The 26,044-nt window shown below is 70.8% G+C and carries 30 protein-coding genes; 16 read left to right on the top strand and 14 right to left on the bottom strand.

The genetic code is table 11. The features are described 5' to 3' along the window. The first annotated feature begins 383 nt into the window (after window positions 1–383). Complete coding sequence (gene crcB / locus KZ820_RS07465) at window positions 384–758, top strand: fluoride efflux transporter CrcB (protein WP_219747914.1); 375 nt, start codon at window positions 384–386, stop codon at window positions 756–758. Next, complete coding sequence (locus KZ820_RS07460) at window positions 755–1,867, top strand: RluA family pseudouridine synthase (RefSeq protein WP_219747913.1); 1,113 nt, start codon at window positions 755–757, stop codon at window positions 1,865–1,867. The genes crcB and KZ820_RS07460 overlap by 4 nt, the downstream gene beginning before the upstream one ends. Window positions 1,868–2,048: 181 nt before the next feature. On the opposite strand, the gene KZ820_RS07455 is transcribed toward KZ820_RS07460, so the two are convergent. Beyond that, window positions 2,049–2,807: a competence/damage-inducible protein A gene (locus KZ820_RS07455; RefSeq protein ID WP_219747912.1), complete on the bottom strand. Its 759-nt coding sequence runs from the start codon at window positions 2,805–2,807 to the stop codon at window positions 2,049–2,051. 52 nt (window positions 2,808–2,859) lie between these two features. On the opposite strand from KZ820_RS07455, the gene map reads away from it, so the two are divergent. Further along, the gene (map, locus tag KZ820_RS07450; RefSeq protein ID WP_183921634.1) at window positions 2,860–3,684 is read left to right on the top strand and encodes a type I methionyl aminopeptidase; all 825 of its coding nucleotides are present in this window, start codon (window positions 2,860–2,862) and stop codon (window positions 3,682–3,684) included. A gap of 266 nt (window positions 3,685–3,950) precedes the next feature. Here map and KZ820_RS07445 read toward each other — a convergent pair whose 3' ends face one another. After that, the gene (locus KZ820_RS07445; RefSeq protein ID WP_219747911.1) at window positions 3,951–4,358 is read right to left on the bottom strand and encodes a holin family protein; all 408 of its coding nucleotides are present in this window, start codon (window positions 4,356–4,358) and stop codon (window positions 3,951–3,953) included. Between the two features lie 11 nt (window positions 4,359–4,369). Beyond that, window positions 4,370–4,906 (bottom strand): glycoside hydrolase family 108 protein, encoded by a 537-nt coding sequence (locus KZ820_RS07440; protein ID WP_219747910.1) that lies wholly within the window; start codon window positions 4,904–4,906, stop codon window positions 4,370–4,372. A 206-nt stretch (window positions 4,907–5,112) separates the two neighbouring features. Here KZ820_RS07440 and KZ820_RS07435 point away from each other — a divergent pair, with 206 nt between their 5' ends. Together KZ820_RS07435 and KZ820_RS07430 are read left to right on the top strand one after the other, a co-directional pair. Next, complete coding sequence (locus tag KZ820_RS07435) at window positions 5,113–5,301, top strand: hypothetical protein (protein ID WP_219747909.1); 189 nt, start codon at window positions 5,113–5,115, stop codon at window positions 5,299–5,301. Continuing rightward, on the top strand, window positions 5,301–6,152 hold the full coding sequence (locus KZ820_RS07430) for an MBL fold metallo-hydrolase (RefSeq protein WP_219747908.1): 852 nt from the start codon (window positions 5,301–5,303) through the stop codon (window positions 6,150–6,152). Before KZ820_RS07435 ends, KZ820_RS07430 begins: the two co-directional genes overlap by 1 nt. Window positions 6,153–6,263: 111 nt before the next feature. Here KZ820_RS07430 and KZ820_RS07425 read toward each other — a convergent pair whose 3' ends face one another. The 3 genes from KZ820_RS07425 to folE are packed head-to-tail and all read right to left on the bottom strand — an operon-like array spanning window position 6,264 to window position 7,973. Next, window positions 6,264–6,608, bottom strand: coding sequence for a dihydroneopterin aldolase (locus KZ820_RS07425; RefSeq protein ID WP_219747907.1), 345 nt, complete (start codon window positions 6,606–6,608; stop codon window positions 6,264–6,266). Continuing rightward, a complete protein-coding gene (locus KZ820_RS07420; protein ID WP_219747906.1) occupies window positions 6,601–7,350 on the bottom strand; it encodes an SDR family oxidoreductase in 750 nt (249 codons plus the stop codon). Before KZ820_RS07420 ends, KZ820_RS07425 begins: the two co-directional genes overlap by 8 nt. Then, on the bottom strand, window positions 7,347–7,973 hold the full coding sequence (folE, locus tag KZ820_RS07415) for a GTP cyclohydrolase I FolE (protein ID WP_183921627.1): 627 nt from the start codon (window positions 7,971–7,973) through the stop codon (window positions 7,347–7,349). The genes KZ820_RS07420 and folE overlap by 4 nt, the downstream gene beginning before the upstream one ends. 174 nt (window positions 7,974–8,147) lie before the next feature. Here folE and KZ820_RS07410 point away from each other — a divergent pair, with 174 nt between their 5' ends. The 3 genes from KZ820_RS07410 (at window position 8,148) to KZ820_RS22155 (ending at window position 9,764) form a co-directional block, all read left to right on the top strand. Continuing rightward, window positions 8,148–8,420, top strand: a complete 273-nt coding sequence (locus KZ820_RS07410; protein ID WP_219747905.1) for an SWIB/MDM2 domain-containing protein — start codon at window positions 8,148–8,150, stop codon at window positions 8,418–8,420. A 72-nt stretch (window positions 8,421–8,492) separates the two neighbouring features. Further along, on the top strand, window positions 8,493–9,038 hold the full coding sequence (locus KZ820_RS07405; protein ID WP_219747904.1) for a hypothetical protein: 546 nt from the start codon (window positions 8,493–8,495) through the stop codon (window positions 9,036–9,038). A gap of 120 nt (window positions 9,039–9,158) precedes the next feature. Beyond that, window positions 9,159–9,764 carry a cell wall hydrolase gene (locus KZ820_RS22155; RefSeq protein ID WP_308462154.1) on the top strand — a complete coding sequence of 202 codons (606 nt, stop codon included), beginning with the start codon at window positions 9,159–9,161 and terminating at the stop codon, window positions 9,762–9,764. A 192-nt stretch (window positions 9,765–9,956) separates the two neighbouring features. Here KZ820_RS22155 and KZ820_RS07395 read toward each other — a convergent pair whose 3' ends face one another. Continuing rightward, window positions 9,957–10,145, bottom strand: coding sequence for a hypothetical protein (locus KZ820_RS07395; protein WP_132908728.1), 189 nt, complete (start codon window positions 10,143–10,145; stop codon window positions 9,957–9,959). A 125-nt stretch (window positions 10,146–10,270) separates the two neighbouring features. On the opposite strand from KZ820_RS07395, the gene hslV reads away from it, so the two are divergent. Further along, window positions 10,271–10,837, top strand: a complete 567-nt coding sequence (gene hslV, locus KZ820_RS07390) for an ATP-dependent protease subunit HslV (RefSeq protein ID WP_219747902.1) — start codon at window positions 10,271–10,273, stop codon at window positions 10,835–10,837. 66 nt (window positions 10,838–10,903) lie between these two features. Continuing rightward, the gene (hslU, locus tag KZ820_RS07385; protein ID WP_219747901.1) at window positions 10,904–12,205 is read left to right on the top strand and encodes an ATP-dependent protease ATPase subunit HslU; all 1,302 of its coding nucleotides are present in this window, start codon (window positions 10,904–10,906) and stop codon (window positions 12,203–12,205) included. Between the two features lie 186 nt (window positions 12,206–12,391). Here hslU and pgeF read toward each other — a convergent pair whose 3' ends face one another. From pgeF to lgt, 4 genes are read right to left on the bottom strand one after another with little or no spacing between them, the layout of a single operon-like run. Beyond that, window positions 12,392–13,150, bottom strand: a complete 759-nt coding sequence (gene pgeF / locus KZ820_RS07380) for a peptidoglycan editing factor PgeF (RefSeq protein ID WP_219747900.1) — start codon at window positions 13,148–13,150, stop codon at window positions 12,392–12,394. Continuing rightward, window positions 13,147–13,662 (bottom strand): GNAT family N-acetyltransferase, encoded by a 516-nt coding sequence (locus KZ820_RS07375; protein ID WP_258047776.1) that lies wholly within the window; start codon window positions 13,660–13,662, stop codon window positions 13,147–13,149. Before KZ820_RS07375 ends, pgeF begins: the two co-directional genes overlap by 4 nt. Then, a complete protein-coding gene (locus KZ820_RS07370) occupies window positions 13,659–14,678 on the bottom strand; it encodes a class I SAM-dependent methyltransferase (protein ID WP_373369005.1) in 1,020 nt (339 codons plus the stop codon). Before KZ820_RS07370 ends, KZ820_RS07375 begins: the two co-directional genes overlap by 4 nt. Then, complete coding sequence (gene lgt / locus KZ820_RS07365; protein ID WP_258047775.1) at window positions 14,675–15,577, bottom strand: prolipoprotein diacylglyceryl transferase; 903 nt, start codon at window positions 15,575–15,577, stop codon at window positions 14,675–14,677. The genes KZ820_RS07370 and lgt overlap by 4 nt, the downstream gene beginning before the upstream one ends. 65 nt (window positions 15,578–15,642) lie before the next feature. Between lgt and KZ820_RS07360 the strand changes: the two genes are divergently transcribed. Continuing rightward, the gene (locus KZ820_RS07360; RefSeq protein WP_219747898.1) at window positions 15,643–17,373 is read left to right on the top strand and encodes a class I adenylate-forming enzyme family protein; all 1,731 of its coding nucleotides are present in this window, start codon (window positions 15,643–15,645) and stop codon (window positions 17,371–17,373) included. Window positions 17,374–17,416: 43 nt separating this feature from the next. Here the strand turns inward: KZ820_RS07360 and KZ820_RS22150 are convergent, their stop codons facing one another. Both KZ820_RS22150 and mnmA read right to left on the bottom strand, forming a co-directional pair. Further along, window positions 17,417–18,124: a FadR/GntR family transcriptional regulator gene (locus KZ820_RS22150; RefSeq protein WP_219747897.1), complete on the bottom strand. Its 708-nt coding sequence runs from the start codon at window positions 18,122–18,124 to the stop codon at window positions 17,417–17,419. A 236-nt stretch (window positions 18,125–18,360) separates the two neighbouring features. Beyond that, complete coding sequence (gene mnmA, locus KZ820_RS07350) at window positions 18,361–19,458, bottom strand: tRNA 2-thiouridine(34) synthase MnmA (protein WP_219747896.1); 1,098 nt, start codon at window positions 19,456–19,458, stop codon at window positions 18,361–18,363. 108 nt (window positions 19,459–19,566) lie between these two features. Here mnmA and KZ820_RS07345 point away from each other — a divergent pair, with 108 nt between their 5' ends. The 3 genes from KZ820_RS07345 (at window position 19,567) to KZ820_RS07335 (ending at window position 20,524) form a co-directional block, all read left to right on the top strand. Further along, entirely contained in the window at window positions 19,567–19,749 is a 183-nt protein-coding gene (locus tag KZ820_RS07345) for a hypothetical protein (RefSeq protein ID WP_183921616.1), read from the top strand. A 109-nt stretch (window positions 19,750–19,858) separates the two neighbouring features. Then, window positions 19,859–20,158, top strand: a complete 300-nt coding sequence (sciP, locus tag KZ820_RS07340) for a CtrA inhibitor SciP (protein ID WP_183921615.1) — start codon at window positions 19,859–19,861, stop codon at window positions 20,156–20,158. Window positions 20,159–20,266: 108 nt separating this feature from the next. Next, window positions 20,267–20,524 carry a GlsB/YeaQ/YmgE family stress response membrane protein gene (locus tag KZ820_RS07335; RefSeq protein ID WP_183921614.1) on the top strand — a complete coding sequence of 86 codons (258 nt, stop codon included), beginning with the start codon at window positions 20,267–20,269 and terminating at the stop codon, window positions 20,522–20,524. A gap of 160 nt (window positions 20,525–20,684) precedes the next feature. On the opposite strand, the gene KZ820_RS07330 is transcribed toward KZ820_RS07335, so the two are convergent. Beyond that, entirely contained in the window at window positions 20,685–21,362 is a 678-nt protein-coding gene (locus KZ820_RS07330) for an SIMPL domain-containing protein (protein WP_258047774.1), read from the bottom strand. Window positions 21,363–21,582: 220 nt separating this feature from the next. On the opposite strand from KZ820_RS07330, the gene KZ820_RS07325 reads away from it, so the two are divergent. After that, entirely contained in the window at window positions 21,583–22,752 is a 1,170-nt protein-coding gene (locus tag KZ820_RS07325; protein WP_219747894.1) for an efflux RND transporter periplasmic adaptor subunit, read from the top strand. A gap of 15 nt (window positions 22,753–22,767) precedes the next feature. After that, complete coding sequence (locus KZ820_RS07320; RefSeq protein WP_219747893.1) at window positions 22,768–25,977, top strand: efflux RND transporter permease subunit; 3,210 nt, start codon at window positions 22,768–22,770, stop codon at window positions 25,975–25,977. Window positions 25,978–26,044: the final 67 nt, after the last annotated feature.

Raw genomic sequence — 26,044 nt, 5'->3', positions numbered from 1 at the left:
CGTCGCTGCCGTCAGCGCGTCTGGATTCCCGCCTTCGCAGGGATGACGGTGTGGGTGGGGCGGGTCAGGCGACCTCGGCGTCGGCTAGTCGCGGATGCCAGCGACTCGTCCCCGTTCTTCGCGCATCATCGTCATTCCACACCCACCACGTTCATTCCCGAACCATCACCGTCATCCCTGCGGAGGCGGCCATCTAGACGCGCGAACGTGCGGCTATAGCGCGGGCGTCAGCGCGTCTGGAGGCTTCGCAGGGATGACGGCGTGGTCGGCGCGGGTCGGGTGGATCTCGGCCTGGGTTCTTCGCTGAGGGCAACGAGCCACCACCGTCCTCCACCCAGCGCCCGCCGATTTCCTTCGGCGGCGAAAGCGACTAGGGCGGCGCGATGAACTCCCTCTTCCTCGTCATGGCGGGCGGCGCGGTCGGTACGGCCGGGCGCTACCTGACCGGGCGCGCCATGACCGCGGCGCTCGGACCCGACTGGCCCTGGGGCACGCTCACCGTCAACCTGGTCGGCGGGCTGCTGATGGGGCTGCTCGTCGGCGCGCTCGCGCGCAGCGGCGGCAGCGAGAATTGGCGGCTGCTGCTCGGCGTCGGATTGCTCGGCGGCTTCACCACCTTCTCCGCCTTCGCGCTCGACGCCGCGACGATGATCGAGCGCGGCGCCGCGCTCGGCGCGCTCGGCTATGCGCTCGTCTCGGTGGTCGGCGCGATCGCGGCGGTGTTCGCCGGGCTCGCGCTCGTGCGGGTGGCGGCATGAGCACCGAGGGCGTCCGCCAGTTCACCGTCGCGCTCGACGACGACGGGATCCGCGTCGACCGCTGGTGCAAGCGCCACCTCGACGGCACGAGCTTCACCACCGTCGCCAAGTGGGCGCGCACCGGGCAGCTGCGGCTGGACGGCGCGCGCGTGGGTCCGGGCGACCGCGTCCAGGCCGGTCAGGTGCTGCGCGTTCCCCCGCCCGAGCCCGTCCGCAGCGACGCCAGACCCGAGCGCCAGCGCGCCCCGCTCAGCGACGACGAGATCGCCTTCGCGCGCGAGCTGGTGATCCACCGCGACGCGCAGGCGCTGGTGCTCAACAAACCCCCCGGGCTCGCCACCCAAGGCGGCACCAAGACCACCGCGCACGTCGACGGGCTGCTCGACGCCCTGCAGGACGAGTCGCAGGGCCGACCCAAGCTGGTCCACCGGCTCGACAAGGACACCTCGGGGGCGCTGCTGGTGGCGCGCACCCCGCGCGCGGCCGGCTTCTTCGCCAAGGCCTTCTCGGGCCGCACCGCGAAGAAGGTCTATTGGGCGCTGATCGTCGGCGTGCCCTCGATCGACGACGGCACGATCGAGCTGCCGATCGCCAAACAGCCCGGCACCGGCGGCGAGAAGATGCACGTCGACGAGGCCGAGGGCCAGCCGGCGCGGACCCGCTACCGCGTGATCGAGCGCGCCGGCAACCGCACCGCTTGGGTCGAGCTGCAGCCGTTCACCGGGCGCACGCACCAGCTGCGCGTCCATATGGCGGCGATCGGCCACCCGATCGTGGGCGACGGCAAGTACGGCGGCCCGGCGGCGTTCCTCACCGGCGGGATCAGCCGCAAGATGCACCTCCACGCGCGCCGAATCCGCGTCGACCATCCCGACGGGGGCGAGATCGACGTCACCGCCGAGCTGCCGTCGCACTTCGCCGAGAGCCTCGCCTCGCTCGGCTTCGAGGCGATGGCGGGCGACATGATGCCGCTCGACGAGCGCGCGCCGCCGACGCGCGAGGAGAAGAAGGCGCGCGCGCGGGCGCATGCCAAGACGGTGCGCAAGGAGCGCCGCGGCGAGCGGCGCTCCCGCGCGGGCGGTGAGGGTAGGGGCGGCCGGCGCGGCTGACGCGCGCGGCGCGGGTGACGTCGCTCTCTTCCTCGTCCGGCGTTGCCCACGGCCTCTTCGGTTCTCAACCCGAACCGATGGTGTCGCCAGATGCCCGGTCGAGTGTGCGCCGCGCGACATATCGGGTCGAGTTGGCGATGATGGGAGGTCGTGACACGGCTGCCGAGCGGACCGGCGAGCGTCAGATCCCGCCCGCCACCACCTCATGCCCCGCCGCCGCCAGCGCCGCGCGCAGGTCTTCGAGGCAGCGCTCCACCAGCGCCGCGTCGGGCGAGCGCACGACGAAATTTGCGCCGGTGCGCCCCTCGCGGAAGAAGGGATAGCTGCCGATCGAGACGCCCTCGTGCGCCTTCTCCGTCGCGCGGAGCAGGTCGGCGACCTCGCTCTCCGCCACCCAGCAGCCGACAGTCCCGCTCACCACCGGGCGCCCGCCCTCGAGCGTGCCGGTGAGCGAGCCGAGCATCCCCGCGGTGATGTGCGGCACGCCCGCCATGATGAAGATGTTGCCGACGCGGATCCCGGGCGCACCCGAGACGCGGTTCTCGATCAGCGTCGCGCCCTCCGGCACCCGCGCCATGCGCAGCCGCGCCGGAGTGATGCCGCCGCGGGTGGCATAATAATGCTCCAGCACCGCCACCGCGTCGGGGTGGTGGACCACGCCGACGCCCAGAGCCGCTGCGATCGAGTCGACCGTGATGTCGTCGTGCGTCGGGCCGATGCCACCGGTGGTGAAGAGATAGTCGTTGCGCGCCCGCAGCTGGTTGACCGCCTCGACGATCGCGTCCTCGCGGTCCGGCACCACGCGCACCTCTGCGAGGCGGATGCCCTGGACGTTGAGCCAGCTCGCCAGCTGGGCGATGTTCTTGTCCTGGGTGCGGCCGGAGAGGATCTCGTCGCCGATGACGACGAGCGCCGCGGTCCAGATGCGTTCGGTCTCCATAGCGGGCGGGCATAGCCTCGCAATCGCCCCCTAGCCACGCTATATCGCCGCGATGACCGATTATGTCACCGTCACCAGCGACGCGCCGCACGGGCGCACCGGCGCGATCAAGTTGCACGGCCGCGACGCCTTCGACGGCATGCACAAGGCGGGCCGGCTCGCCGCCGAGACGCTCGACATGCTGGTGCCGCACATGGTGCCCGGCGTCACTACCGCGGCGCTCGACCGGCTTATCTACGATTTCATCCTGGCGGGCGGCGGCGTGCCCGCGACGCTCGGCTATCGCGGCTATGCCCACAGCACCTGCATCTCGATCAACCATGTCGTCTGCCACGGCATCCCCGCCGACAAGCCGCTCAAGTCGGGGGACATCGTCAACGTCGACGTGACCCCGATCGTCGACGGCTGGCACGGCGACTCCAGTCGCATGTACCTGATCGGCGACGTGCCGCTGAAGGCGAAGCGGCTGGTCGAGGTGACGTACGAGTGCCTCATGCTGGGGATCGAGCAGGCGCGCCCCGGCAATCACATGGGCGACGTGGCGCACGCGATCCAGCGCCACGCGGAGTCGAACCGCTACGGCGTGGTGCGCGACTTCTGCGGCCACGGCCTCGGCCGGCTGTTCCACGACGCGCCCGAGGTGGTGCATGTGGGGCGGCCGGGGACGGGGGTGGAGCTGCGCCCCGGCATGATCTTCACGATCGAGCCGATGATCAACATCGGCCGCCCCGACGTGAAGCTGCTGGAGGACGGCTGGACCGCGGTGACGCGCGACCGCTCGCTCTCGGCGCAGTTCGAACATTCGATCGGCATCACCGAGGACGGGTGCGAGATCTTCACCTGCTCGCCCGCGGGGCTGGACAAGCCGCCGTACTGAGGCGCTTACCCGACGTTCCAGGGCGCTACGGCGATCAGGGGCAAGCAGGCTGGAGAAGGGCCTGAGTAGGTTGATCCGGGTTGCCGGTATCGCTGGCCACACCGTCGGCGTCGCGCTTACTCTTCGGCTACGCGCTGGCGATCCCGCGTGACACCGCCTTCTGCCGCGCTAGGGCGAGGTCGCGTCCGGCGGACACGATCTCGCCCGCGGGCGTCACGCGGGGAGGGCGGTGAGTCCCGCGATCCCCGCCGATCCGGCTTACGCCGTCACCGCCCCTTCGCCTTGCCCCATTCGCGCGCCACGGTGTAGCCGAGATACCCCGTGGCGAAGAGCGTGTAGAGCGGCTCGGGCAGCCCGGCGAGATAGGCGTTCATGCCGCGCGCGATCGCGCTCGCCATCTCGGGCCGGGTCGCCGCGATCAGCCCCATCGGGATGCTCCACAGCAGCAGCGCGTACATCACGTACAGGAAGCTCGGCCGCGCGCGACTGGTCCAGGGGTCGGCCGACTGCGCCTCGGTGACCACCGCGGCGAGCTGCGCCTTGATCTGCTCCAGCTCCTGCGAACCCTGCAGCCGCAGCAGCTCCAGCTTGGCCGCCTCGCGCGCGCGCGGATCGGGGATCAGTTTGTCGAGCAGGCCGGCGACCGGCGCGACCAGTCCGTCGAGAAGTGCCATGTCGCCCTCCCTCAGCCGACACGCTGGGCGAGCCAGCCGTACAGGAACACCTCGTCGGCGGGGCGCTGCTCGGCGAGCGAGAGGTAGCGCTCGCCCTGGAGCGAGTCGATCGCCTTGATCAGCACCGCCTGAGCCGCCGCGCCGCGCGTGGCGAGGAAGCGATCGAGCGCGGCGAGCGTCGCCGGGCCGACGCGCCCGTCGAGCGGCACGTCGGGATAGTCGCTCGCGCCCCGGTTGAGCGCGTTGAGCGCGCGCTGGAGGAAGGTCACCGCGGTCGCCGGCCCCATGTTGACACCGGTGTCGAACAGCTCGGCGGCGAGCTGGGGGGCGCGCGTCGCGACCCGGTCGAGCCCGGGCTGCTGCCAGTAGGCGCGGCGGTAGATCGCCACCGCGGCGGGGCGCGCGAACTGGCGCATGTCGCCGACAAAGCCGTTGGCGCGCGCGACTGCCTCGGTGATGCCGTAGCGGGTCGCGCCGCCGCGGTCGGCGGGGTGGCGGACATAGCCGCCCTCGCGGTCGATCACCGCGTCGATGAGCTCGTCGATCATGCGTCCTCCTGGGTTGGTGGAGGACGGAACATAGCGGGAACATTGGCATGTAGGACAGGGCTTCTTCGATCCCCCCTTTCCGGGAAGCATTTGATCCTCAACCCACTGACCTTAAATCCAAATCAGCCACTTTACCTGCCCCGGGCCGCAACGCCTCCCGCCTCCCGCCGTTGAACGCCCACCCTTCCGCAGCAGCGAGCGAGACGATGGCGCTACCCCTCACCACCACGCGCTGGAGCGCCGCCGTCGTGCTGGCGCTGGCCGGCGGGGCGTTCCTCACCGCGCGCGCCTGGCGGATCGCGCGGCCCGCGATCGACGAGCGCACCCGCCGCCGCCTCGCGCCGCACGCGCGCGCCGTCGCGCACCCCAGCGCGGCCGAGATCGAGGTCGCCTGATGCGTATCCATCACCTCAACTGCGGCACCTGCTGCCCCGCCGGCGGCGCGCTGTTCGACGGCAGCAGCGCGGGCGCTCGCGCGCACCTCGTCTGCCACTGCCTGCTGATCGAGAGCGCGGCGGGGCTGGTGCTGGTCGATACCGGCTACGGCACGCGCGACGTGGCGCGGCCGCGGCAGCGCCTCGCCGAGTTCTTCATCGAATTGTGCAACCCGCAGCTCCGCGGCGAGGAGACCGCGCGCGCGCAAGTGATAGCGCGCGGCTTCGATCCCGCCGACGTGCGGCATATCGTGCTGACCCACCTCGACTTCGACCATGCGGGGGGGATCGAGGACTTTCCTAACGCCGCGGTCCACCTGCTGTCGCGCGAGCGCGAGGTGGCGGACGCGCGCGCGGGCGGCGCCTTCGTCGGGCGGCGGCGCTATCGCCCGCAGCAGTGGGACGAGGCGGAGAATTGGCGGCTCTACCCCGCGGGCGGCGGCGAGCCATGGTTCGGATTCGACGCGGTGCGCCAGCTCGAAGGGCTGCCGCCCGAGCTGCTGCTGGTACCGCTGGCGGGCCACAGCTGGGGCCATGCCGGCGTCGCGATCCAGGAAGACGACGGGCAGTGGCTGCTGCACGCCGGCGACGCCTATTTCTTCCGCGGCGAGGTCGGCAGCGAGGCCTATCACTGCCCGCCGGGGCTGCGCGGCTACCAGAAGCTGATGGAGGTCGACCGCAGCGCGCGGCTCGCCAACCAGCGCCGGTTGCGGCGGCTGTCGCTCGATCACGCCGGTGAGGTGCGCATGTTCTGCGCGCACGACGCGGTCGAGTTCGAGCTGCTGGCGGGGCAGGACGGGCCGGTGTTCTGAGGCGCTCGAGAGCGTCAAGTCGCTCAGAGGTCCTCCCCTCCCAGGGAGGATCGAAGGTCCGCTTTCGCGGTGTCAGTCGCGGATAATGGATGAAAGAAGCGGCCCCGCCGCTCAGCGCCCGCGCACGATCTCGCAGCCGACGCGCGCGTCCGGGTACACATCCGCCTTGACCGAGCGGACGCGCACCCGCCGCACGCGCGCGTCCGCCAGGCACAGGGCGGCGACTCGCTCGACCAGCGTCTCCTGCAGCGCGAAGCCCTCGTCGGCCAGCGCGCGGATCCCGTCATGGACGCGGTCATAGTCGAGCACCGCCTCGATCGTGTCGGCCGGCACGCCGGGGTAGTCGACCGTCAGCCACACCGACAGCAGCACGCGCTGCGGCGCCGCCTCGTGCGGGTGGATGCCGAGCCGCATCGCCACCGCCATGTCCTCGATCAGCGTGGTGAACTCAGCCATGCTGGCGCGCGCCCCCCGGGTCGCCGCCCGTGAACATGACGTCGCGGTCGCTACGGCAGAAGCGCTGGCCCGCGTCGACGTAGAGCGTCTGCCCGGTGACGCTCTCCGCCTCGAGCAGGTAGACCACCGCGGCGGCGACGTTCTCGGCGCCGACCGGGCGGCGCAGCAGGTTGGCGCGCGCGACCGCGTCGAACGCGGCGTCGCTCTGGTCGCCGCTCGGCAATGTCAGCCCGGGCGCGACGGCGTTGACCCGGACGCGCGGCGCGAACGCCTGCGCCATCAGCTCGGTCGCGCTCGCCAGCGCCGCCTTGGAGAGCGTGTAGCTGAAGAAGTCGGGGTTGGGGTTGGCGAGCTTCTGGTCGAGCAGGTTGACCACCGCGCGCGCGTCGTCGCGCTCCGCCAGCGCGGCGGCGAGCACCGCGGGCGCTACCGCGTTGACCGCGTGAAGCCGCGCCGCCAGTGCCGGGTCGATCGCCGCGGGCGAGTCATAGTCGAACTGCGACGCGCTGTTGACGAGCGAGTCGACGTCGCCGGCGCGTTCGAGCAGGTCGCGCAGCGCCTCGGTGTCGGCGAGATCGCCCTGTACCGCCGCGCCGCCCAGCTCGGCGGCGAGCGCCTCGGCCTCGTCGCGCGAGCGGCCGTAGTGGATCACCGGCACGTGCCCGGCCGCCGCGACCGCGCGCGCGATCGCGGCGCCGAGCCGCCTGGCGCCGCCGGTCACCAGCACGCGTCGCGCGGTCACGACAGGCCCATCAGCGCCAGCACTTCCTTGCGGCTGCGGTCGTCGTCGCGGAACACGCCCATCATCCGGCTCGTCACCATCGCCACGCCGGGGGTACGCACGCCGCGCGCGGTCATGCAGGCGTGGCTCGCCTCGATTACCACCGCCACGCCCTGCGGGCGCAAATTGTGCCAGATACAGTCCGCCACCTCGGCGGTGAGCCGCTCCTGCACCTGGAGTCGCCGGGCGAAGCCGTGCAGCACGCGCGCCAGCTTGGAGATGCCGACGACATGGTCGCGCGGCAGATAGGCGATGTGCGCCTTGCCGATGATCGGCGCCATGTGATGCTCGCAGTGCGACTGGAACGGGATGTCCTTGAGCAGCACGATCTCGTCGTAGCCACCGACTTCCTCGAACACGCGCGCGAGATGCACCTCGGGATGCTCGGCATAGCCGGCGCAATATTCCTTCCAGGCGCGCGCGACGCGCTGCGGCGTATCGCGCAGCCCCTCGCGCGTCGGGTCGTCGCCGGCCCAGCGCAGCAGCGTGCGCACCGCCTCGGCCACCTCCTCGGGGACGGGGATCTTGCCCGTCGCCGCCACCAGGTCGCCGTCGTCGGGCGTGTGTCGCGTATCGTCGCTCATGCTTTTTCCCCTAGACGGCGCGGCGACGGCGATCCAGTGCGCGGCGTACCGTTACGCTCGCGCATCATCGGTGCGCGGGCAACGGCGCGGGCCGGCGCACCAGCGCCGCCGCGTCGTGGCGGCGACAGCTCGCAGGACCGGCCGGCTCGGCCGGCACGAACAGGAAGGAAGAACATGGCGACCACCACCACCAGCGGCGGCAAGACCGGCGGCATCCACGCGCCCGTCCAGCCCTCGGCCGAGCTCGGCGCGATCGTCGGCAACGAGAAGCTGCCGCGCAGCCAGGTGATCAGCAAGGTGTGGGACTATATCAAGTCGAACAACCTGCAGAACCCGGAGAACAAGCGCGAGATCGTCGCCGACGAGAAGCTCAAGAAGGTGTTCGGCCGCGACAAGGTGACGATGTTCGAGATGAACAAGTACATCTCGCAGCACGTCAAGGCCTGACCCGGCGCGGCGGCGCGACCCGAACAGGCGAGCGCGCGCCGTCCACGACCCGCGGCGCGGCTAGGATGGAGGATGATGCTCCACCCCGCCGCGCCGCCCTCCGACCTCTCTCCCGCACTGGTGCCGCTCGTCCCGGGCGAAGGCGACGGCGGCCGGCCGCGTCGCTGCCGGGCCTACGCCGCCGGCGCGGCCGCGGCGTCGCTGCTGGCGCTGTCGCGCGGCCTCGCGCTCGCCGCGGCCGTTCTGGCGGTGTTCGCCGGGGCCTGTCTCTATCTCGCGCGTCGGCTCGACCGTCACCGGGCCGACGCATTGGCCGAACGGCTCGCTGCGATCAGCGGGACGGCGCTCCCGCATCGATGGTGCCTCGCGGGACCCGGCGCGGTCGCGGTCGCGGACGGGAAGTCCTTATGGCTGGTCGATCGCTCCACCGCCTATCAGACGGTGCGGCTCGACCCCGAACAGATCGCGGGCGTGCTGCCGCGGCGTGGCCGGCGCGCGTGGCGCGTGGCGCTGCTGTATCGCCTGGACCCGCACGAGGGGGCGCGGCGCTCGCTGATCTGCTTCGGCCGCGACCGCGCCGCCGCCGATGCCTTCGTCGCGCATCTCACCCGTCGGTAGCGGACGCGCGGGCAGCAACTTCCCCGGCACGGCGCGGCGCGGTACAGCGCGGCAATGGCGCAACGACGCTCCCGTACTCCCGCCCGGCGGCGACCGGCGCGTCGGCGCGGCCGGCGCGGCGTGCGCTCGTGGCTGACCTGGCCGCTGATCGTCGCCGCCTTCGCGCTGGCGGCGGTGACGCTCGGCTGGCTCGACAGCTGGCACCCGCGCGCGCCGCGCTCCGCGACAGCGCGAATGAGCGCCGAGGCCGCGCGCGCCTCCAATCAGGCCTTCCCGCTCCACGCCGAGCGCCGCCGCACCGCGCCGCGCTACCGTTTCCGCGGCGGCGAGGCGGAGCGCGCGCAGGCGGTCGAGTGCCTCGCCACCGCGGCGCTGTACGAGGCGGGTGATGACCGACGCGGCCAGCGCGCGGTGATCCAAGTCGTGCTCAACCGCGTGCGCGCGCCGGGCTATCCCAAGACGGTGTGTGGCGTGGTCTATCAGGGCGCCACGCGCGACAGCGGCTGCCAATTCTCCTTCACCTGCGACGGATCGGTCGGGCGCCGCCCCGTCCGCACGGGCTGGATCGGTGCGCGGCGGATGGCGCGGCGTGCGCTGGCGGGCGAGGTCGACGCCGAGGTGGGCCACGCGACGCATTACCACACCGACTGGATGGTGCCTTATTGGCGCAACTCGCTGGTGAAGGTCGCGCGGGTGGGGACGCACCTGTTCTACGTCCGGTCGTGAGCTGGGGCGGCGTACAGGGTCGGTTGTTCGGCGACGGCCCGGCTCCGGGTTAGGTCACGTCCGCGATGAGTCTCGACGGGCGCTTGATCTCACCATCAGTACGGGTCGGACTCTTACCTCATCGCGGCCGGCATCTTCCGCTGAAACCGGCCGCGACGTGAAGATCCTCCCCGCTAGGAGGGGAGGATTCTTTCACCCGTGGCGTGCCATCCGCTGCGGGTCGGGCGGCAGGCGCATGTGCGCGCCGTGCGCCGCCTCGAGATACTGTGTCGCCATCTCATAATGCGCCTGGCAGACCGCGTGATCCTTCGCTTCGGCGGCCAGCTTGAGTTCGGCTTCGGCGCGGCTCTGGAAATACAGCCGGTCCCTGTCGGTAATCATCGCTACTCACTCTCCGGCACCCGCTATGCCGCGGTCCGGGCCGTCTCGCCACAGCGTCGATCAAGGATCCCGTCCTTTCCGGGTACACTTGCCGAGACCCCGGCACGGTCCCCATATCGCACGGCATGAGCGGGAACGATCCACACGCCGCGCCGGTCTGGCACGGCACCACCATCCTATCGGTTCGACGCGGCGGCAAGGTCGTCGTGGTCGGCGACGGCCAGGTCTCCATGGGCCAGACCGTGATGAAGCCCAACGCGCGCAAGGTGCGCACGCTCGGAGACGGCAAGGTGATCGGCGGCTTCGCCGGCGCCACCGCCGATGCCTTCACCCTGTTCGAGCGGCTCGAGGCCAAGCTGGAGCGCCACGGCGGCCATCTGATGCGCGCCGCGGTCGAGCTGGCCAAAGACTGGCGCACCGACAAATACCTGCGCAACCTGGAGGCGATGATGATCGTCGCTGACAAGGACGTGACGCTGATCCTCACCGGCAACGGCGACGTGCTCGAGCCCGAGGCGGGGATCGCGGCGATCGGCTCGGGCGGCAATTACGCGCTCGCCGCGGCGCGCGCGTTGGTCGATTACGAGCAGGACGCCGAGACGATCTGCCGCCGCGCCATGGCGATCGCCGCGGAGGTGTGCGTCTACACCAACGACCGGCTGACGATCGAGACGTTGGACAGCGCGAACTGAGCCGCGCGCGGTACCGCGCCGCGGCTCAACTTACTCAACATTCGCCGACGAAGGCTCTGATTCCGCATGAACGATAATCTCACCCCCAAGGCGATCGTCGCCGCGCTCGACGCGCACATCATCGGCCAGAAGGAGGCCAAGCGCGCGGTCGCGGTGGCGCTGCGCAACCGCTGGCGGCGGCAAAAACTGTCGCCCGACCTGCGCGACGAGGTGACGCCCAAGAACATCCTGATGATCGGGCCGACCGGCTGCGGCAAGACCGAGATCAGCCGCCGCCTCGCCAAGCTGGCCGACGCGCCCTTCGTCAAGGTCGAGGCGACCAAGTTCACCGAGGTCGGCTACGTCGGCCGCGACGTCGAGCAGATCGCGCGCGACCTCGTCGAGGAAGCGGTGCGGCTCGAGAAGGAGCGCCGCCGGCTCGCGGTGAAGGACAAGGCCGAGGCCGCCGCGATGGACCGGCTGCTCGACGCTTTGGTCGGCAAGGACTCGAGCCAGGCGACGCGAGAGAGCTTCAAGCAGCGCTTCCGCGACGGCCATCTGTCCGAGACCGAGATCGAGCTGGAGCTGCAGCAGGCGCCGCAGATGCCGTTCGAGCTGCCCGGCGGGCAGGGCTCGGTCGGCATGATCAACCTGTCCGAGATGATGGGGAAGGCGTTCGGCGGCGGGCCGAAGCAGCGGCGCAAGCTGCTGGTGCCCGCGGCGTGGGAGAAGCTCGTTGAGGAGGAGGCGGACAAGCGCCTCGACCAGGACGAGGTCAGCCGCGTCGCGCTGGCCGATGCCGAGGCCAACGGCATCGTCTTCCTCGACGAGATCGACAAGATCGCGGTGAGCGACGTGCGCGGCGGCTCGGTCAGCCGCGAGGGCGTGCAGCGCGATCTGCTGCCGCTGATCGAGGGTACGACGGTGTCGACCAAATACGGCCCGATGAAGACCGACCACATCCTCTTCATCGCCAGCGGCGCCTTCCACGTCGCCAAGCCGAGCGACCTGCTGCCCGAGCTGCAAGGCCGCCTGCCGATCCGCGTCGAGCTCAAGGGGCTGACGGAAGACGATTTCGTCGCGATCCTGTCCGACACCAAGGCGTCTCTGCCGGCGCAATATCGCGCGCTGATCGCGACCGAGGGGGTCGACGTGAGCTTCACCGATGACGGCATCCGCGCGGTGGCGCGGATCGCCGCCGAGGTGAACGGCGAGATCGAGAATATCGGCGCGCGCCGGCTCCAGACCGTGATGGAGAAACTGCTGGAGGAGGTGAGCTTCGACGCCGAGGACCGCTCGGGCGAGGCGCTGGTGGTCGACGCGGCCTATGTCGACAAGCAGCTGGCGAGCGTGGCGCGCAACTCGGACCTCAGCCGCTTCGTGCTGTGAGGCGCGGTGGGGCGGGGGCGGCGGGTGCGGGGGCGCGGAAGGTGCCCTACCCCAAGCACCACCCCGGCGAACACCGGGGTCCAGTTGGGAAGGTCGAAGTGAGCTTCGCTGACGTCTCCCACCTGGACCCCGGCGTTCGCCGGGGTGGTGCGGGAGAGAGGATGTGCCTCTGAAAGTGCCAGCGCCTTAGCCGACCGCGATGATCGCGATCTGGCGGCCGTAGCCCGGCTCGCCGCGGTGGGTCGAGCGGCGATAGCTGAAGAAGCGTCGCTCGTCGGCGTAGGTGTCGAGCCCCAGCGTCTCGACCCGCACCACGCCCGCCGCGGCGAGCCGGTGCGCGACATAGCCCTCCAGGTCGAAGCGCGCATGCCCGGCGCGACCGTCGGCGAAGAAGCGCTCGTTGGCCGCGTCGTCGTCGAGGAAGCGCGCGCGGAAGCCAGCGTCCACCTCGTAGCTGGCGCGCGCGATGCACGGGCCGACCGCGGCGACGATCCGCTCGCGCGCCGCGCCCAGCGCGTCCATCGCCGCGACGGTGGCGTCGGTCACCCCCGCCAGCGCACCCTTCCACCCGGCGTGTGCGGCGCCGACCACGCCCGCGACCGGATCGGCGAGCAGCACCGGGGCGCAGTCGGCGGTAACGACCCCCAGCGCCAGCCCCGGCGTCGCGGTGGCGAGCGCGTCCGCGCGCGGCCGCTCGGCGAAGGGCGCGTCGAGCGTGACGCAGTCCGCGGAGTGGACCTGATAGGGCGTCAGCAGGCACGCCCCCGGCGCCACCGCCGCCAGCGCGGCGTCGCGATTGGCGGCGACCTTGGCGGCATCGTCGTCCGAGCCGATCCCGCAGTTGAGCCCGGCGTACAGTCCAGTTGACACGCCCCCCGCGCGCCCGAGGAAGCCGTGCGGCACCGCGCCGAGCAGCCGCGCGCGGAAGGGCTCGGGCGCGGTCACAGTGTGCGGCGCATCACGACGTCCTCGTCGGCGTGGTCGCCGACCATGAACTGGTACGGGCCGACGTCCTCGAAGCCGTATTTGGCGTAGAAGCGCCGCGCGCGGTAATTGTCGGTGAACACCGAGAGGTAGATCGCCTGGTGGCCGCGCGCGCGCGCCTCGGCCAGCGCCCATTCCATCATCTCGGGCCCGAGCCCCGAGCCCTGCCACGGCTGGAGCAGGTAGAATTGCCGCAGCTCGATCGCGCCCTCGGGCGGCGTGAAGGGCAACTTGGGCGGGCCGAGCTTGATGTAGCCGACCGCGACATGCCCCATCTCGACGATCTGCACCGCATAGCCCGGGTCGGCGACCTCGCGCGCCCAGTCCTCGGGCGTGTGCTGCTCGAGGAAGGTGGCGAGGTCGGCGGCCGAGTAGAGCGTGCCGAACGTCTCGGTGAAGGTCGCGCGCGCCACGCCGGCCAGGCTGGCGGCATCGTCGACCGTTGCGGGACGGAGCGTCGGGCGCGGCATCATGCGAAGCCCGCCGGGCGCGGCCATTGGTCGTGGGTCACGGCGATCACCTTGAACAATTCCCCCATCTGCTCGACCAATCGGTCGCGATCCTGTGTCACCCGTTCGCCGAGGGCCGCGGCGCGCTGGTCGATCCCGAGCGCGCGCAGGAAGGCGCCCTGGCCGACCGGCCCCTCGCACCGCGCGCCCGAGGCGGTGGCGACCAGCCCCAAGGTCGCCAGGTCGACGTGCGCGGTGAGGTCCTGTTCACCCGGCGCCTCGAACGGATTGGCGAAGGCGTGCGCGCGCACCGCCTGGAGCGTGTCGCCGATCGCCGGCCCCTCATAGCCATAGTCGACCACCAGCGCGGCACCGCCCTGCGCGACGATCCGTGCGGCGAGGTCGGCCATCACCGCGACGCCTGCGGGCGAGGTCTCGATCACCGCGCCGGGCGCGGCGTCGCGCAATGCCGGCGGCACGATCGTGTCGGGCACCGTGGCACCCGCGATCGGCACGAACAGCGTGTCCTGGCACGCCACCAGCCGCTCGTGCCACGCGTCGGCGCGGCGGACGAGCTGGCGGATCGGCAGCGCGTCGAAGAACTCGTTGGCCACGACGAGCAGCGGCACGTCCTCAGGGAGCGTGTTGAGCGAATCGTGCCAGGTCGCGCCGGGCAGCCGCTCGGCCTGGGCGGCGCGCAGCGTCGCGCTGGTCTCGACGAGGTGGACCGGCGGCGTCAGGTCGGCGCGCGCCATCACGCGCAGCGCGTCGGCGCTGAGCGTGCCGCGCCCGGGGCCGAGCTCGACCCAGGCGACCGCGGGGCGACCGGCGCGGTCCCACTGGTCGGCAGCCCAGGCGCCGATCAGCTCGCCGAACATCTGGCTGATCTCGGGCGCGGTGGTGAAGTCGCCCGCGGCGCCGAGCGGGTCCCGCGTCGCGTAATAATGCGCGTTGGCGGCGGCCATGAACTGGCTGACCGGGATCGGCCCGCCCAGCGTGATCGCGCGCGCCAGCCGCTCGGCGAGCAGCGGCTCGCTCACGCCACGCTGTCCAGCCCGACGGTGGGCTCGACGCGCTGGCGGCGGCGCGGCGCGGTGACGATCAGTGCGAGCCCCGCGAGGATCATCGGCACGCACAGCCACTGGCCCATGTGCAGCCCGGTGTGCTCGGCGAAGGCGCGCAGCTGCGCGTCGGGCTCGCGGAAGAACTCGACGGTGAAGCGCGCCAGGCCGTAGCCGGCGAGGAACAGGCCGACCAGCTTGCCCGGCTGGTAGCGCGCGTCGGTGCGCCAGAAGAAGAACCACAGCAGCAGGAACAAGGCGATGCCCTCCAGCCCCGCCTCGTAGAGCTGGCTGGGGTGGCGCGCCGGCTCGGGCACGCCGTAGGGGACGGTGCGCTCGAACACGATTGCCCAGGGGACGCTGGCTGGCTTGCCCCACAGCTCGCCGTTGACGAAGTTGGCGAGCCGCCCGAAGAACAGGCCGAAGGGCACCGCGCAGGCGACGTAATCGTGGACGCGCAGCCAGTTGAGCCCGTTCTTCCGAGCGAACCAGATGAGCCCGAGCGAGGTGCCGATCACGCCGCCGTGGAACGACATGCCGCCGTCCCACAGCCGCAGGATCGACAGCGGCCGGGTCAGCATCTCGGGCGCGTAGAACAGCACATAGCCGATCCGGCCGCCGAGGATGATGCCGAGCGTGGCGTAGAAGACGAGGTCGTCGGCGTGGCGCCGCGCCATCGGGGCGCCGGGCTGGGCCAGCAATTTGAGCAGATACCACCAGCCGACGACGATGCCTGCGATATAAGCCAGACTGTACCAGCGCAGCGTGAAGACGCCGATCGAGAAGACGTCGGGATGCAGCCCGAGGTCGGCGAAACGGACGTGGCCGGTGGCGGCGCCGGCACCCGGGATGGCGGCGGCGAGGGCGGACAGGATCAAGGCTTTCCCCTTCTCAATGGCGCCTGCATAAGGGGAGGAAAGCATAGAACCAAGCGGAGAGAGTGATGGCTTCCGAGCTCGACCGGCGGATGGACGCGGTGATGGCGGCGCTGACCGGTGACGGCGGTCAGCTACCCCTCGGGCAGGTCGAGCGTTTCGGCCGGACGCTGCCGATCATCGCGGCCGCGCCGCCGACACTGCCCGCCTATTTCGCGCATTTCTGCCAGCAGCACCGCGACGGCGAGTTCCTGGTCGCGGGTGACGAGCGGCTGAGCTTCGGCACGGTCCACGACCTCGCGACTCGTACCGCGCGCGCGCTGGTGGCGGGCTATGGCGTGCGCCGGGGTGACCGGGTGGCGATCGCGGCGCGCAACTCGCCCTCTTGGATCGTGCTCTACATGGCGATCATCATGGCCGGCGGCGTGGCGACGCTGCTCAACGGCTGGTGGCAGGCCGAGGAAATGGCCGCCGCGCTCGACGAGGTCGAGGTCGCGCTGGTCTTCGCCGACGCGCCGCGCGCGCGCCGGCTCGCGGCGATTCCTGGCGGGGCGGCGGTGCGCGTCGAGGTGTTCGACGATCTCCAGCCGATCGAGACCGCGCTCGCCGAGGTGCTGGCGCACGCCGAGGATGATCTCGGCAACGGCGCGGGCGCGGTGCTGCCTGCCCTGAACGGGGACGATCATGCCACGATCCTGTTCACCTCGGGCTCGACCGGGCGCTCGAAGGGGGCGCTGTCGACCCACCGTCAGGTGTTGCAGGGAACCTTCAACTTCCTCGCCTCGGCGCTGATGATGATGGGGATCGCGGCGCAGGACGGGGCGCTGACGGGGCTGCAACCCGCGACGTTGCTCAACCTGCCGCTGTTCCACGTCACCGCGATGGTGCCGACGTTGCTCCAGAGCTTCGCGATGGGGCGCAAGCTGGTGCTCATGCCCAAATGGGACGCCGAGGAGGCGATGCGGCTGATCGAGCGCGAGAAGGTGACCTATTTCGTCGGCGTGCCGCTGATGAGCTACGAGATGGTCAATCATCCCGAGCGCGCGCGCTACGATCTGTCGACCGTCACCGACTTCGCCGCGGGCGGGGCGCCGCGCCCGGTCGAGCATGTCCGCCGGCTCGACGCCGAGCTGACCGGCGCGCCGCTGATCGGCTACGGCCTCACCGAAACCAACGCGATCGGCACGGGCAACTGGCGCAGCAACTACATCGCCAAGCCCGACAGCGCCGGGCGCGCCTCGGCGCCGCTGGTCGAGCTGGCGATCCTGGCCGACGACGGCACCGCGCTGGCGCCGGGCGCGACCGGTGAGATCGGCATCCGCTCCGCCGCCAACTTCCAGGAATATTGGGGCCGGCCGGACGACACCGCGGCGGCCTTCACCGCCGACGGTTTCTTCCGCACCGGCGACCTCGGCTATCTCGACGAAGACGGTTATCTCTTCATCGTCGACCGCAAGAAGGACATCATCATCCGCGGCGGTGAGAACATCAGCTGCCAGGAGGTCGAGGCGGCGCTCTACGCGCATCCGCTGGTCGCCGAGGCGGCGGTGTTCGGGCTCCCGGACGCGCGCTACGGCGAGGTGCCGGGCGCGGTGGTGCATCTCAGCGTGGCGGGCGGTGTGGCGTGCGAGGACCTGCTCGCCTTCCTCGCGCAGCATGTCGCCGCCTTCAAGGTGCCCGCGCGGCTGTGGATCGAGGATGCGCCGCTGCCGCGGCTGGGGACGGAGAAGATCGACAAGATCACACTGCGCAGCCGCTTCCGTACGGTCGCCGAGACCGAGGCGGCCGCCGCGGCTTGAAGTAAATCGTTCCTCCCCTTGCCGGGGAGGATTTCGGACACCGTCACGCCCCCAGCGCGCGCTCGGTATCCAGCCCGGCCTGCGCGATCAGCCGCTCGGTCACGCCGCGCGCTGCCCCCGCGTCCCCGTTGGCGATCGCCTCGAACAATTCGCGGTGCAGCGGGATCGGGTCGCGATACTGGAGCGGCACGCGATATTTGAAGAAGGTGGTCCAGCGTACCGCCGCGGCGATGCTGCTCGACAGGCTCACCAGCAGCTCGTTGCCCGTCGCCTCCAGGATCGCGGCGTGGAAGCGCTGGTCGGCGGTCTGCCCGTCCTGCGTGCGCAGACCCTGCTGCGCCATCACCTCGACGGCATGCCCCATGCGCGACAACTGCGCCGCGCTGCGCTGGACCGCGGCGAGCTCGGCCGCGGCGGGCTCGACGATCATGCGTAGCTGGAACAGGCTGCGCACGAAGCCGAGCGATGGCGCGCCCTCGAACATCCAGGCGAGCAGCTCGGGGTCGAGCAGGTTCCACTGCGCGCGCTCGCGCACGCGCGTGCCGGCCTTGGGCCGACTCTCGACCAGGCCCTTGGCGCTCAGCATACGAAGGGACTCGCGGATGACGCTGCGCGACACGCCGAACTGGCCGGCCAGCTCGAGCTCGCCCGGCAACACCGTGCCGCTGGGATAGTCGCCGGTGACGATCGCGATCCCGAGCGTGCGCGCGAGCGTGACATGCGCAGGTCCTCGACGCTCTCCGTTCGCCACTGCTCGTCTCCCTCCCGGAGCGACAGTCTAGGCGGTCGCGAACGGGCGGCAAGCTAATTGTCTAACAATTTCGGCGGTCGCTGCGGGCCGCGGGCGCTGCCGTATGCCCCTAGATCATCCCGGACTTGTTCCGGGAGCTACCGTTGCGCTCAGGACGACGCCCAAGACTGCGCGGATCGGTGGACCTTGAGAATACGTCCGGGATGGCGGCGAGAGCGGGGGTGAGCCGTGACGCATCAAGCCGGCACGAGCGCGGCCTCGGTCTCGGCGATCCAGCCGCCGCCCAGCACGCGGTCGCCGTCGTACAGTACCGCCGCCTGGCCCGGCGCGACACCATATTCGGGCGAGTCGAACACCAGCCGGTCCCGCTCGAGCCGCGCCGGCACCGGCTTGGCCATCGAGCGCACCTTGGCGGTGAGCGCGCCCTGCAAGGGGCCGAGCACGTTCATCCGCTCGAGCCGCGCCGCAGCGACCGCGAGTGCCGCGCGCGGCCCGACCACGACGCGCTGCGCCGCCGGCTCGAGCCGCACGACGTAGAGCGGTTCGGCGCTGCCGCCGATCTCGAGCCGGCGGCGCTGGCCGACGGTGTAATGGACCAGCCCGCGATGCTCGCCCAGCTTGCGCCCGGCGAGGTCGACGATGTCGCCCCCGGTCGCCGCCGCTGGGCGTAACTTCTTGACGAGGCCGGCATAGTCGCCGTCGGGGACGAAGCAGATGTCCTGGCTGTCGGGCTTGTCCGCGACGAGCAGCCCCATCTCGGCCGCGATCGCGCGCACCCGGGCCTTGGGAAGAGCGCCGAGCGGGAAGCGCAGATAGTCGAGCTGCGCCTGCGTCGTGGCGAACAGGAAGTAGCTCTGGTCGCGCGCAGGGTCGGCGGCACGGTGCAGCTCCGCGCCGCCCGTACCGACGAGGCGGCGGACATAATGGCCGGTGGCGAGGCAGTCCGCACCGAGATCACGCGCGAGCGCGAGCAGGTCGGTGAACTTCGGCCCCATGTTGCACTGGACGCACGGGATCGGCGTGCGGCCGGCGAGGTAGTCGTCGGCGAACTGGTCGATCACGCCGGCGCGGAAGCTGCTCTCATGATCGAAGACGTAGTGCGCGATGCCGAGCCGGTCGGCGACCGCGCGCGCGTCGCGGATGTCGCGCCCGGCGCAGCAGGCACCCGCGCGCTTCGTCGCCTCGCCGTGGTCGTAAAGCTGGAGCGTCACGCCGATCACCTCGGCGCCGGTGCGCGCGGCGAGCGCGGCGACGACCGAGCTGTCGACCCCGCCCGACATCGCCACGACGATGCGTCGCGCGCCGGGCGCGAGCTGGAAATCCACGCTGTCCATGATGCGCCAGCGGATACTCCTTCCGGGCGTGCCGCGTAAACCGAAATGAACGAAGCGTTGCGCCGCACTTTACGCGACCTTCAGACCATCGGCGCTACAGCAGCCGGCATGTCACTCGAACCGACCCACAACGACCCGCCGCTGCTCACCGCGCTGCGCCAGCGCCAGCTCGCCTCGCGCACCGCCCAGGTCGCTCGCGCGCTCGACACGGCGCAGGGCGAGCGCGGCGCCAGCGGTACGTTCAACGCCACCGCGGCAGCCGTTCTGAGTGATTGGAGTAGGCGTGAATAGCTCGTTTACCGGTCCACTTTAGAGCGTGTTCAACCAGCGTCCGTTACGGAAGAGACACAACAAGGGTCCAACGTGGCGAGGGGGAATACCCCCGGAACCGAGGTAAGGAATGATCGAGAACCAGAAAATCCGTCCGGCCAAGGTGATCGGCCCGCTCGGCGAGCCGCTCACGCTTGATTCGCTGCCGCCGGCGGACACCACCCGCTGGGTGGTGCGGCGCAAGGCGGAGGTGGTCGCCGCAGTCAACGGGGGGTTGCTGTCCGTCGACGAGGTCTGCCAGCGCTACGGCCTGACGGTGGAGGAGTTCGCCGGCTGGCAGCGCGCGATCGATCGATCGGGCATGCCGGGGCTGCGCGTGACGCGGATCCAGCACTATAAGACGCTTTACGAGCGGCAGCAGAACTTCTAACGCCGACGTCCCATTTTCAGAATTACGGGGCCGGAACAATGCGCCGGCCTCGTGAGTATTCCCCGCAGAGCCCGTCACCGTGTGGGCGCATCGCAGGGGAGTATTATCATGGGTATCATCATCTGGCTCGTCATCGGCGGTGTGATCGGCTGGCTCGCCAGCATCATCATGCGCACGGACGCGCAGCAGGGCATCTTCCTGAACATCGTGGTCGGCGTTGTCGGTGCCTTCCTCGGCGGCCTGCTGTTCACCGGCGGCTCGATCAACAACGCCCCGCTCACGATCTACTCGTTCCTGGTCTCGCTGGTCGGCGCGATCGTGCTGCTCGCGATCGTCAATCTGGTCCGTCGCGGCCGGGTGCGCTGAGCGCCTGAGCGCTGAGCCGGCGCCGCACCTGCGGCGCGCGCTGAGCTGACCGAGGCGGTCGCCCTTCGCGGGGCGGCCGCCTTTTTTCGCTGGGAGCAAGCGCTAGAGATCCTCCCCGGTACGGGGATGATCTATGGCTCCCGCAGTTGGCCCCACCCCCTCACTTCAGCAGGAAGCGCACGTTGAGCGTCGCGCTCAGCTCGCTCTCGCCGGGCAGGACCGCGCTATCGGCGGCCGCAGGAGCCGCCGCCATGCGCATCTGCGCGAACGGGCGTGGCGGTTCCCCGTCGCTCTCGCCGGCCTCGCCGATCGACACGATCCGCTCCACCGTCAGCCCCGCTGCCTTGGCATAGAGCGTCGCCCGCGCCCGCGCGCGCGCCACCGCGTCGGCGCGCGCCTCGTCGAGCGCGCCCGCGGCATCGGCGAGCGACAGCGTCGGTCCGTCGATCTGGTTGGCACCGGCGCGCACCAGCGCGTCGAGCACCGGTCCCGCCTTGGCGACGTCGCGGAAGCGCACGGTCACCGCGTTGCTCGCCTGATAACCGGTGATCGCGGGCGGCTGGTTCTCGGCGTAGCGATATTGCGGCGAGAGCGCGACGCGGCTGGTGGCGATGTCGCGCGGCGCGATCCCGGCTTTCGTAAGCGCGGCGACCACGGCGGCCATACGGTCGGCGTTCTGCTGCATCGCGGTCGCGGCGACCGCGTCCTGCGTCACCACGCCCGCGCGCACGGTGGCGAGATCGGGCACGCGCGACACCTTGCCGACCGCGGTGACGTCGAGGATCGTGCCCTCGGGCACCACCGTCGCCATCGGCAGCGGCGCCTGGGCGCTCGCCATCACGGGTAGCGTAGCGAGCGATAGCGCCAAGCCAGCCAATGCCCGATTCATCTTTTCAGTCTCCCGTGGTTCAACAACTTGCGCTGTGTTGGACCGCGATGAAACGCAAGCTGAACGCGATAACTTACGTTGTCGCTTGCACAAAATGTCGCGCTCGGGCAGCGCCGGACTTGTACGCGGTGATGTATGCGGGTAATACACACCGGCCGGAGGGGGATGGATGACGTACGAGGCTGGTACTCTGCAGGGCGAGCAGCTGATGATCGAGGACGGCACGCCGCGGCGTCGGCGTCGCTGGATCCTGATCGCGGGCATCGCGCTGCTCGTCGCCGCGCTCGCCGGCTATTTGCTTACCCGCCACAAGGACGCGCCGCACGCCGCGCCGGCCGACCAGGCGCCCACCGTCACCGTGCTGGTGCCCGGCGCAGCGGCGGTGGCGCGCCAGGTCAGCGCGACCGGCTCGCTCGCGGCCAAGCGCGAGATGCCGGTCGGCGTCGCGGGCGAGGGCGGGATGGTCAGCCGCGTGCTGGTCGAGCCCGGCCAGTGGGTCCGCGCCGGCCAGGTGCTCGCCACGATCGATCGCTCGGTGCAGGTGCAGACCGCCGAGTCGCTCGCGTCGCAGATCGCGGTGGCGCGCTCCGACCTGGTGCTGGCGCAGGCCGAGCTGGAGCGCGCGCAGAGCCTCGTCGACCGCGGCTTCATCTCCAAGGCCGACGTGCAGCGGCGCATCGCCACGCGCGACGCTGCCGCGGCGCGGCTCAAGGTGGCGGGCGCGACCTATTCGGAGCAGCGCGCGCGCAACGCCCGGCTCGACATCCGCGCCCCCGCGGCGGGGTTGATCCTCACGCGCGGGGTCGAGCCGGGGCAGATCGTCAGCTCGGCCTCGGGCACGTTGTTCCGCATGGCGCGCGACGGCGAGATGGAGATGCGCGCGCAGCTCGCCGAGAACGACCTCCAGGGCGTGCGCGTCGGCTCGGCGGCGAAGGTGACGCCGGTCGGCGACACGCGCTCCTTCGCCGGGCGGGTGTGGCAGATCGCGCCGGTGATCGACACGCAGACGCGCCAGGGCATCGCGCGCATCCAGCTCAGCTACGACCCGGCGCTGCGCCCGGGCGGCTTCGCCTCGGCGACGATCACCGCCGGGGCAGAGAGCGAGCCCTCGCTGCCGCAATCCGCTTTGCTGAGCGACGACCGCGGCAATTACGTGTACATCGTCGACGCCGAGGATCGCGCGCAGCGTCGCGACGTGAAGCTCGGCACGGTGACCGAGGATCGGGTCGCGATCGCCAGCGGGCTCAACGGTGACGAGCGCGTGGTGCAGTCGGCTGGCGCGTTCCTCAACCCGGGCCAGAAGGTCAAACCGGTGCGGGCGCGAGTCGCGGGCCAGTAAAGCGGGATCAGAACCATGGGCTTTCGCAACATCTCCGCCTGGTCGATCCGCAACCCGGTGCCGGCGATCGTCCTCTTCGTGATGCTGACGGTCGCGGGGATCGTCAGCTTCATCCGCATGGACATCAACGACTCGCCGGACATCGACTTCCCGGCGGTGTCGATCACCATCACCCAGCCGGGCGCCGCCCCGAGCGAGCTCGAGACACAGGTGACGCAGCGGATCGAGGCCGCGGTGCGCACGCTCGAGGGCGTCGACGAGATCCAGTCGTTCGTGTCTGAGGGCAATTCCACCACGATCGTGCAGATGGCGATCGGCCAGTCGGTGGACCGCGCCGTCAACGAGGCGCGTGACGCGGTCACCCAGATCCGCGGCAACCTGCCCGAGGGGATCCTCGAGCCCCAGGTCAGCCGCGTGAAGATCAACGACAATGATCTCGGCAGCTACAGCGCGATCGCCACCGACATGACGATCGAACAGCTCAGCTGGTACATCGACAATACGGTGACCAAGGAGCTGCTCTCCGTCCCGGGCATGGGCGGGGTGGAGCGCAACGGTGGTGTCAGCCGCGAGATCCGCGTGATCCTCGATCCCGCGCGGCTGGCGGCGCAGGGGCTCACCGCGAGCCAGATCAACAACCAGCTGCGACAGGTCAACCTCGATGCGCCGGGCGGCCGCGCCGAGATCGCGGGCGCCGAACAGTCGGTCCGCGTGCTCGGCAACGCGCGCACCGCCTACGACCTCGGCCAGACGCAGATCAACGTCGGCGACGGCCGCACCATCCGCCTCGCCGACGTCGCCACGGTGCGCGACCTCTACGCCGAGCAGCGCTCCGCCGCGGCGGTCGACGGCAAACCGGTGCTCAGCTTCGACTTCAAGCGCGCCAAGGGCTCGTCCGATGTCACCGTCTTCCGCGAGGGCAAGAAGAAGCTGGAGGAGCTCGAGAAGCGCAATCCGAAGGTCAAGTTCCGGCTCCGCGTCGATGGCTCCAAATACCCGCTGGAACAGTATAAGTCGGCCATCCACGCGATGCTGGAGGGCGCGATCCTCGCGGTCGTCGTCGTGTTCCTGTTCCTGCGCGACTGGCGCGCCACGGTGATCTCGGCGCTGGCGATCCCGCTCTCGGCGATCCCGACCTTCTGGTTCATGGAGCTGATGGGCTTCACGCTGAACGAGATGACGATGCTCGCGCTGAGCCTGGTGGCGGGCGTGCTGGTCGACGACGCGATCGTCGAGATCGAGAACATCGTCCGCCACATGCGCATGGGCAAGACGGCCTATCAGGCGGCGATCGACGCCGCCGACGAGATCGGTCTCGCGGTGCTGGCGACGACGATGGCGATCGTCGCGGTGTTCCTGCCGGTCGGCCTCATGCCGGGCATCTCCGGCCAGTTCTTCAAGAACTTCGGGCTCACCGTGGTGGTGGCGGTGCTGATGAGCCTGGCCGTCGCACGGCTGATCACGCCGATGATCGCGGCCTATTTCCTGCGTGCCGGCGGCCATGTCGAGCACGGCGGCGGGCCGGTGATGAACTTCTATCAGCGCGTGCTCGCCTGGACCCTCGACGAGGGGGGTGCGCCCGGGGCCCGCGCCAAGGGCGGGGTGCATCGCGCGCTCGGCTATTGGCGTGATCATCGTCTGTGGACCGTGATGATGGGGGTGGGGGCGTTCCTCCTCACGCTTTTCCTGTTCACGCAGATCCCGATGTCGTTCCAGCCCGCGTCGGACCAGCCGCGCAGCACGGTGACGATCACCATGCCGCCGGGCAGCACGCTGGAGACGACGCAGGGCGTGGTCGACCAGGTCTATGAGCTGATCCGCAAGCAGCCCGAGGTGGAGAGCGTCTACACCCGCACCTTGGTGGGCTCGGGCCGCGTGACCGCGCAGCTGCGCGAGAAGCGCGACAAGACCTCGACCGAGTTCGAACGTGGCCTGGCGCCGCAGCTCGCCAAGATCGCGGACGCGCGCGTCAACTTCCAGTCGCAGTTCGGCTTCGGCGACAACAACCGCGACATCTCGGTGACGCTCGGCGGTGACGACCCCGTCGTGCTGCGCCAGGCCGCCGACCGCATCGTGCAGGATATGGCGAAGATGCCGGGGCTGATCGCGCCACGCATCGCGGGCGACCTCAACCGGCCGGAGATCATCATTAAGCCGCGCTCCGACCTCGCCGCCAATCTGGGGGTGACCACCGCGGCCTTGTCCAACGCGATCCGCATCGCGACGATCGGCGACATCGACCAGAACAGCGCGCGCTTCTCGCTGAGCGACCGGCAGATCCCGATCCGTGTCGCGCTCGAACAGAGCTCGCGCTCGCGGCTGGCGACGATCCAGAACCTGCCGGTGCAGACGCAGAGCGGCGGCTCGGTGCCGCTCAGCCTCGTCGCCGACATCGGCTTCGGCTCGGGCCCGACGCGCATCCAGCGGATCAACCAGCAGCGCCAGCTTACCATCGGCGCTGATCTCCAGCCCGGCGTGGCGACGAGCGTCGCGTTGCCCAAGATCAAGCAGCTGCCGGCGATGAAGTCGCTGCCGGTGGGGGTGCAGGAGCTCAACGTCGGCCAGGCCAAGTGGCAGCTCGAGATGCTGATGAACTTCGTCACCGCGGTGGTGTCGGGCGTGTTCCTCGTCTTCTCGGTGCTCGTGCTGCTGTACCGCCGGCTGCTGCCGCCGCTGGTCAACATGGGCTCACTGCTGCTGGCGCCACTTGGCGGTCTGCTCGCGCTGCTGATCTCGGGCGACGCGCTGTCGATGCCGGTGTTCATCGGGCTGCTGATGCTGCTCGGTATCGTCGCCAAGAACTCGATCCTGCTGATCGACTTCGCGCTGGAGGAGATGACCGCCGGCGTGGCGCCCTATGCCGCGATCGTCGACGCCGGGCGCAAGCGCGCGCAGCCGATCGTGATGACGACCGTGGCGATGGTCGCGGGCATGGTGCCGACCGCTTTGTCGCTATCGGGCGACGGGGCGTGGCGCGCGCCGATGGGGATCGTCGTGATCGGCGGGCTGACCGTCTCGACCATGCTGACGCTGCTGATCGTGCCCGCGGCCTTCTCGCTGGCGATCGGGATCGAGCGCCGTGTCGGCCCGTGGCTCGGGCGTCGCCTGCTCACCTATCGCCCCGGCGACGAGGGGACGCTGATCGAGCACGCGCCGCACCCCGCGATACCGGCGCCGCCGGGGCGGATCGGCTTCCACGAGGACGGCACCAGCCCGGCGGAGTGAGGGGGCGCGAGGCGGAATGCTCTTGCCTTCCCGTTCCCCGGCGAAAGCCGGGGCCCAGTTGGGGGAC

The organism is Sphingomonas citri (assembly GCF_019429485.1).
In the GTDB taxonomy this organism is placed as follows: Bacteria; Pseudomonadota; Alphaproteobacteria; order Sphingomonadales; family Sphingomonadaceae; genus Sphingomonas; species Sphingomonas citri.
The sequence above is the reverse complement of the archived record's forward strand: the minus strand, read 5'-3'. Positions and strand labels throughout refer to the sequence as shown.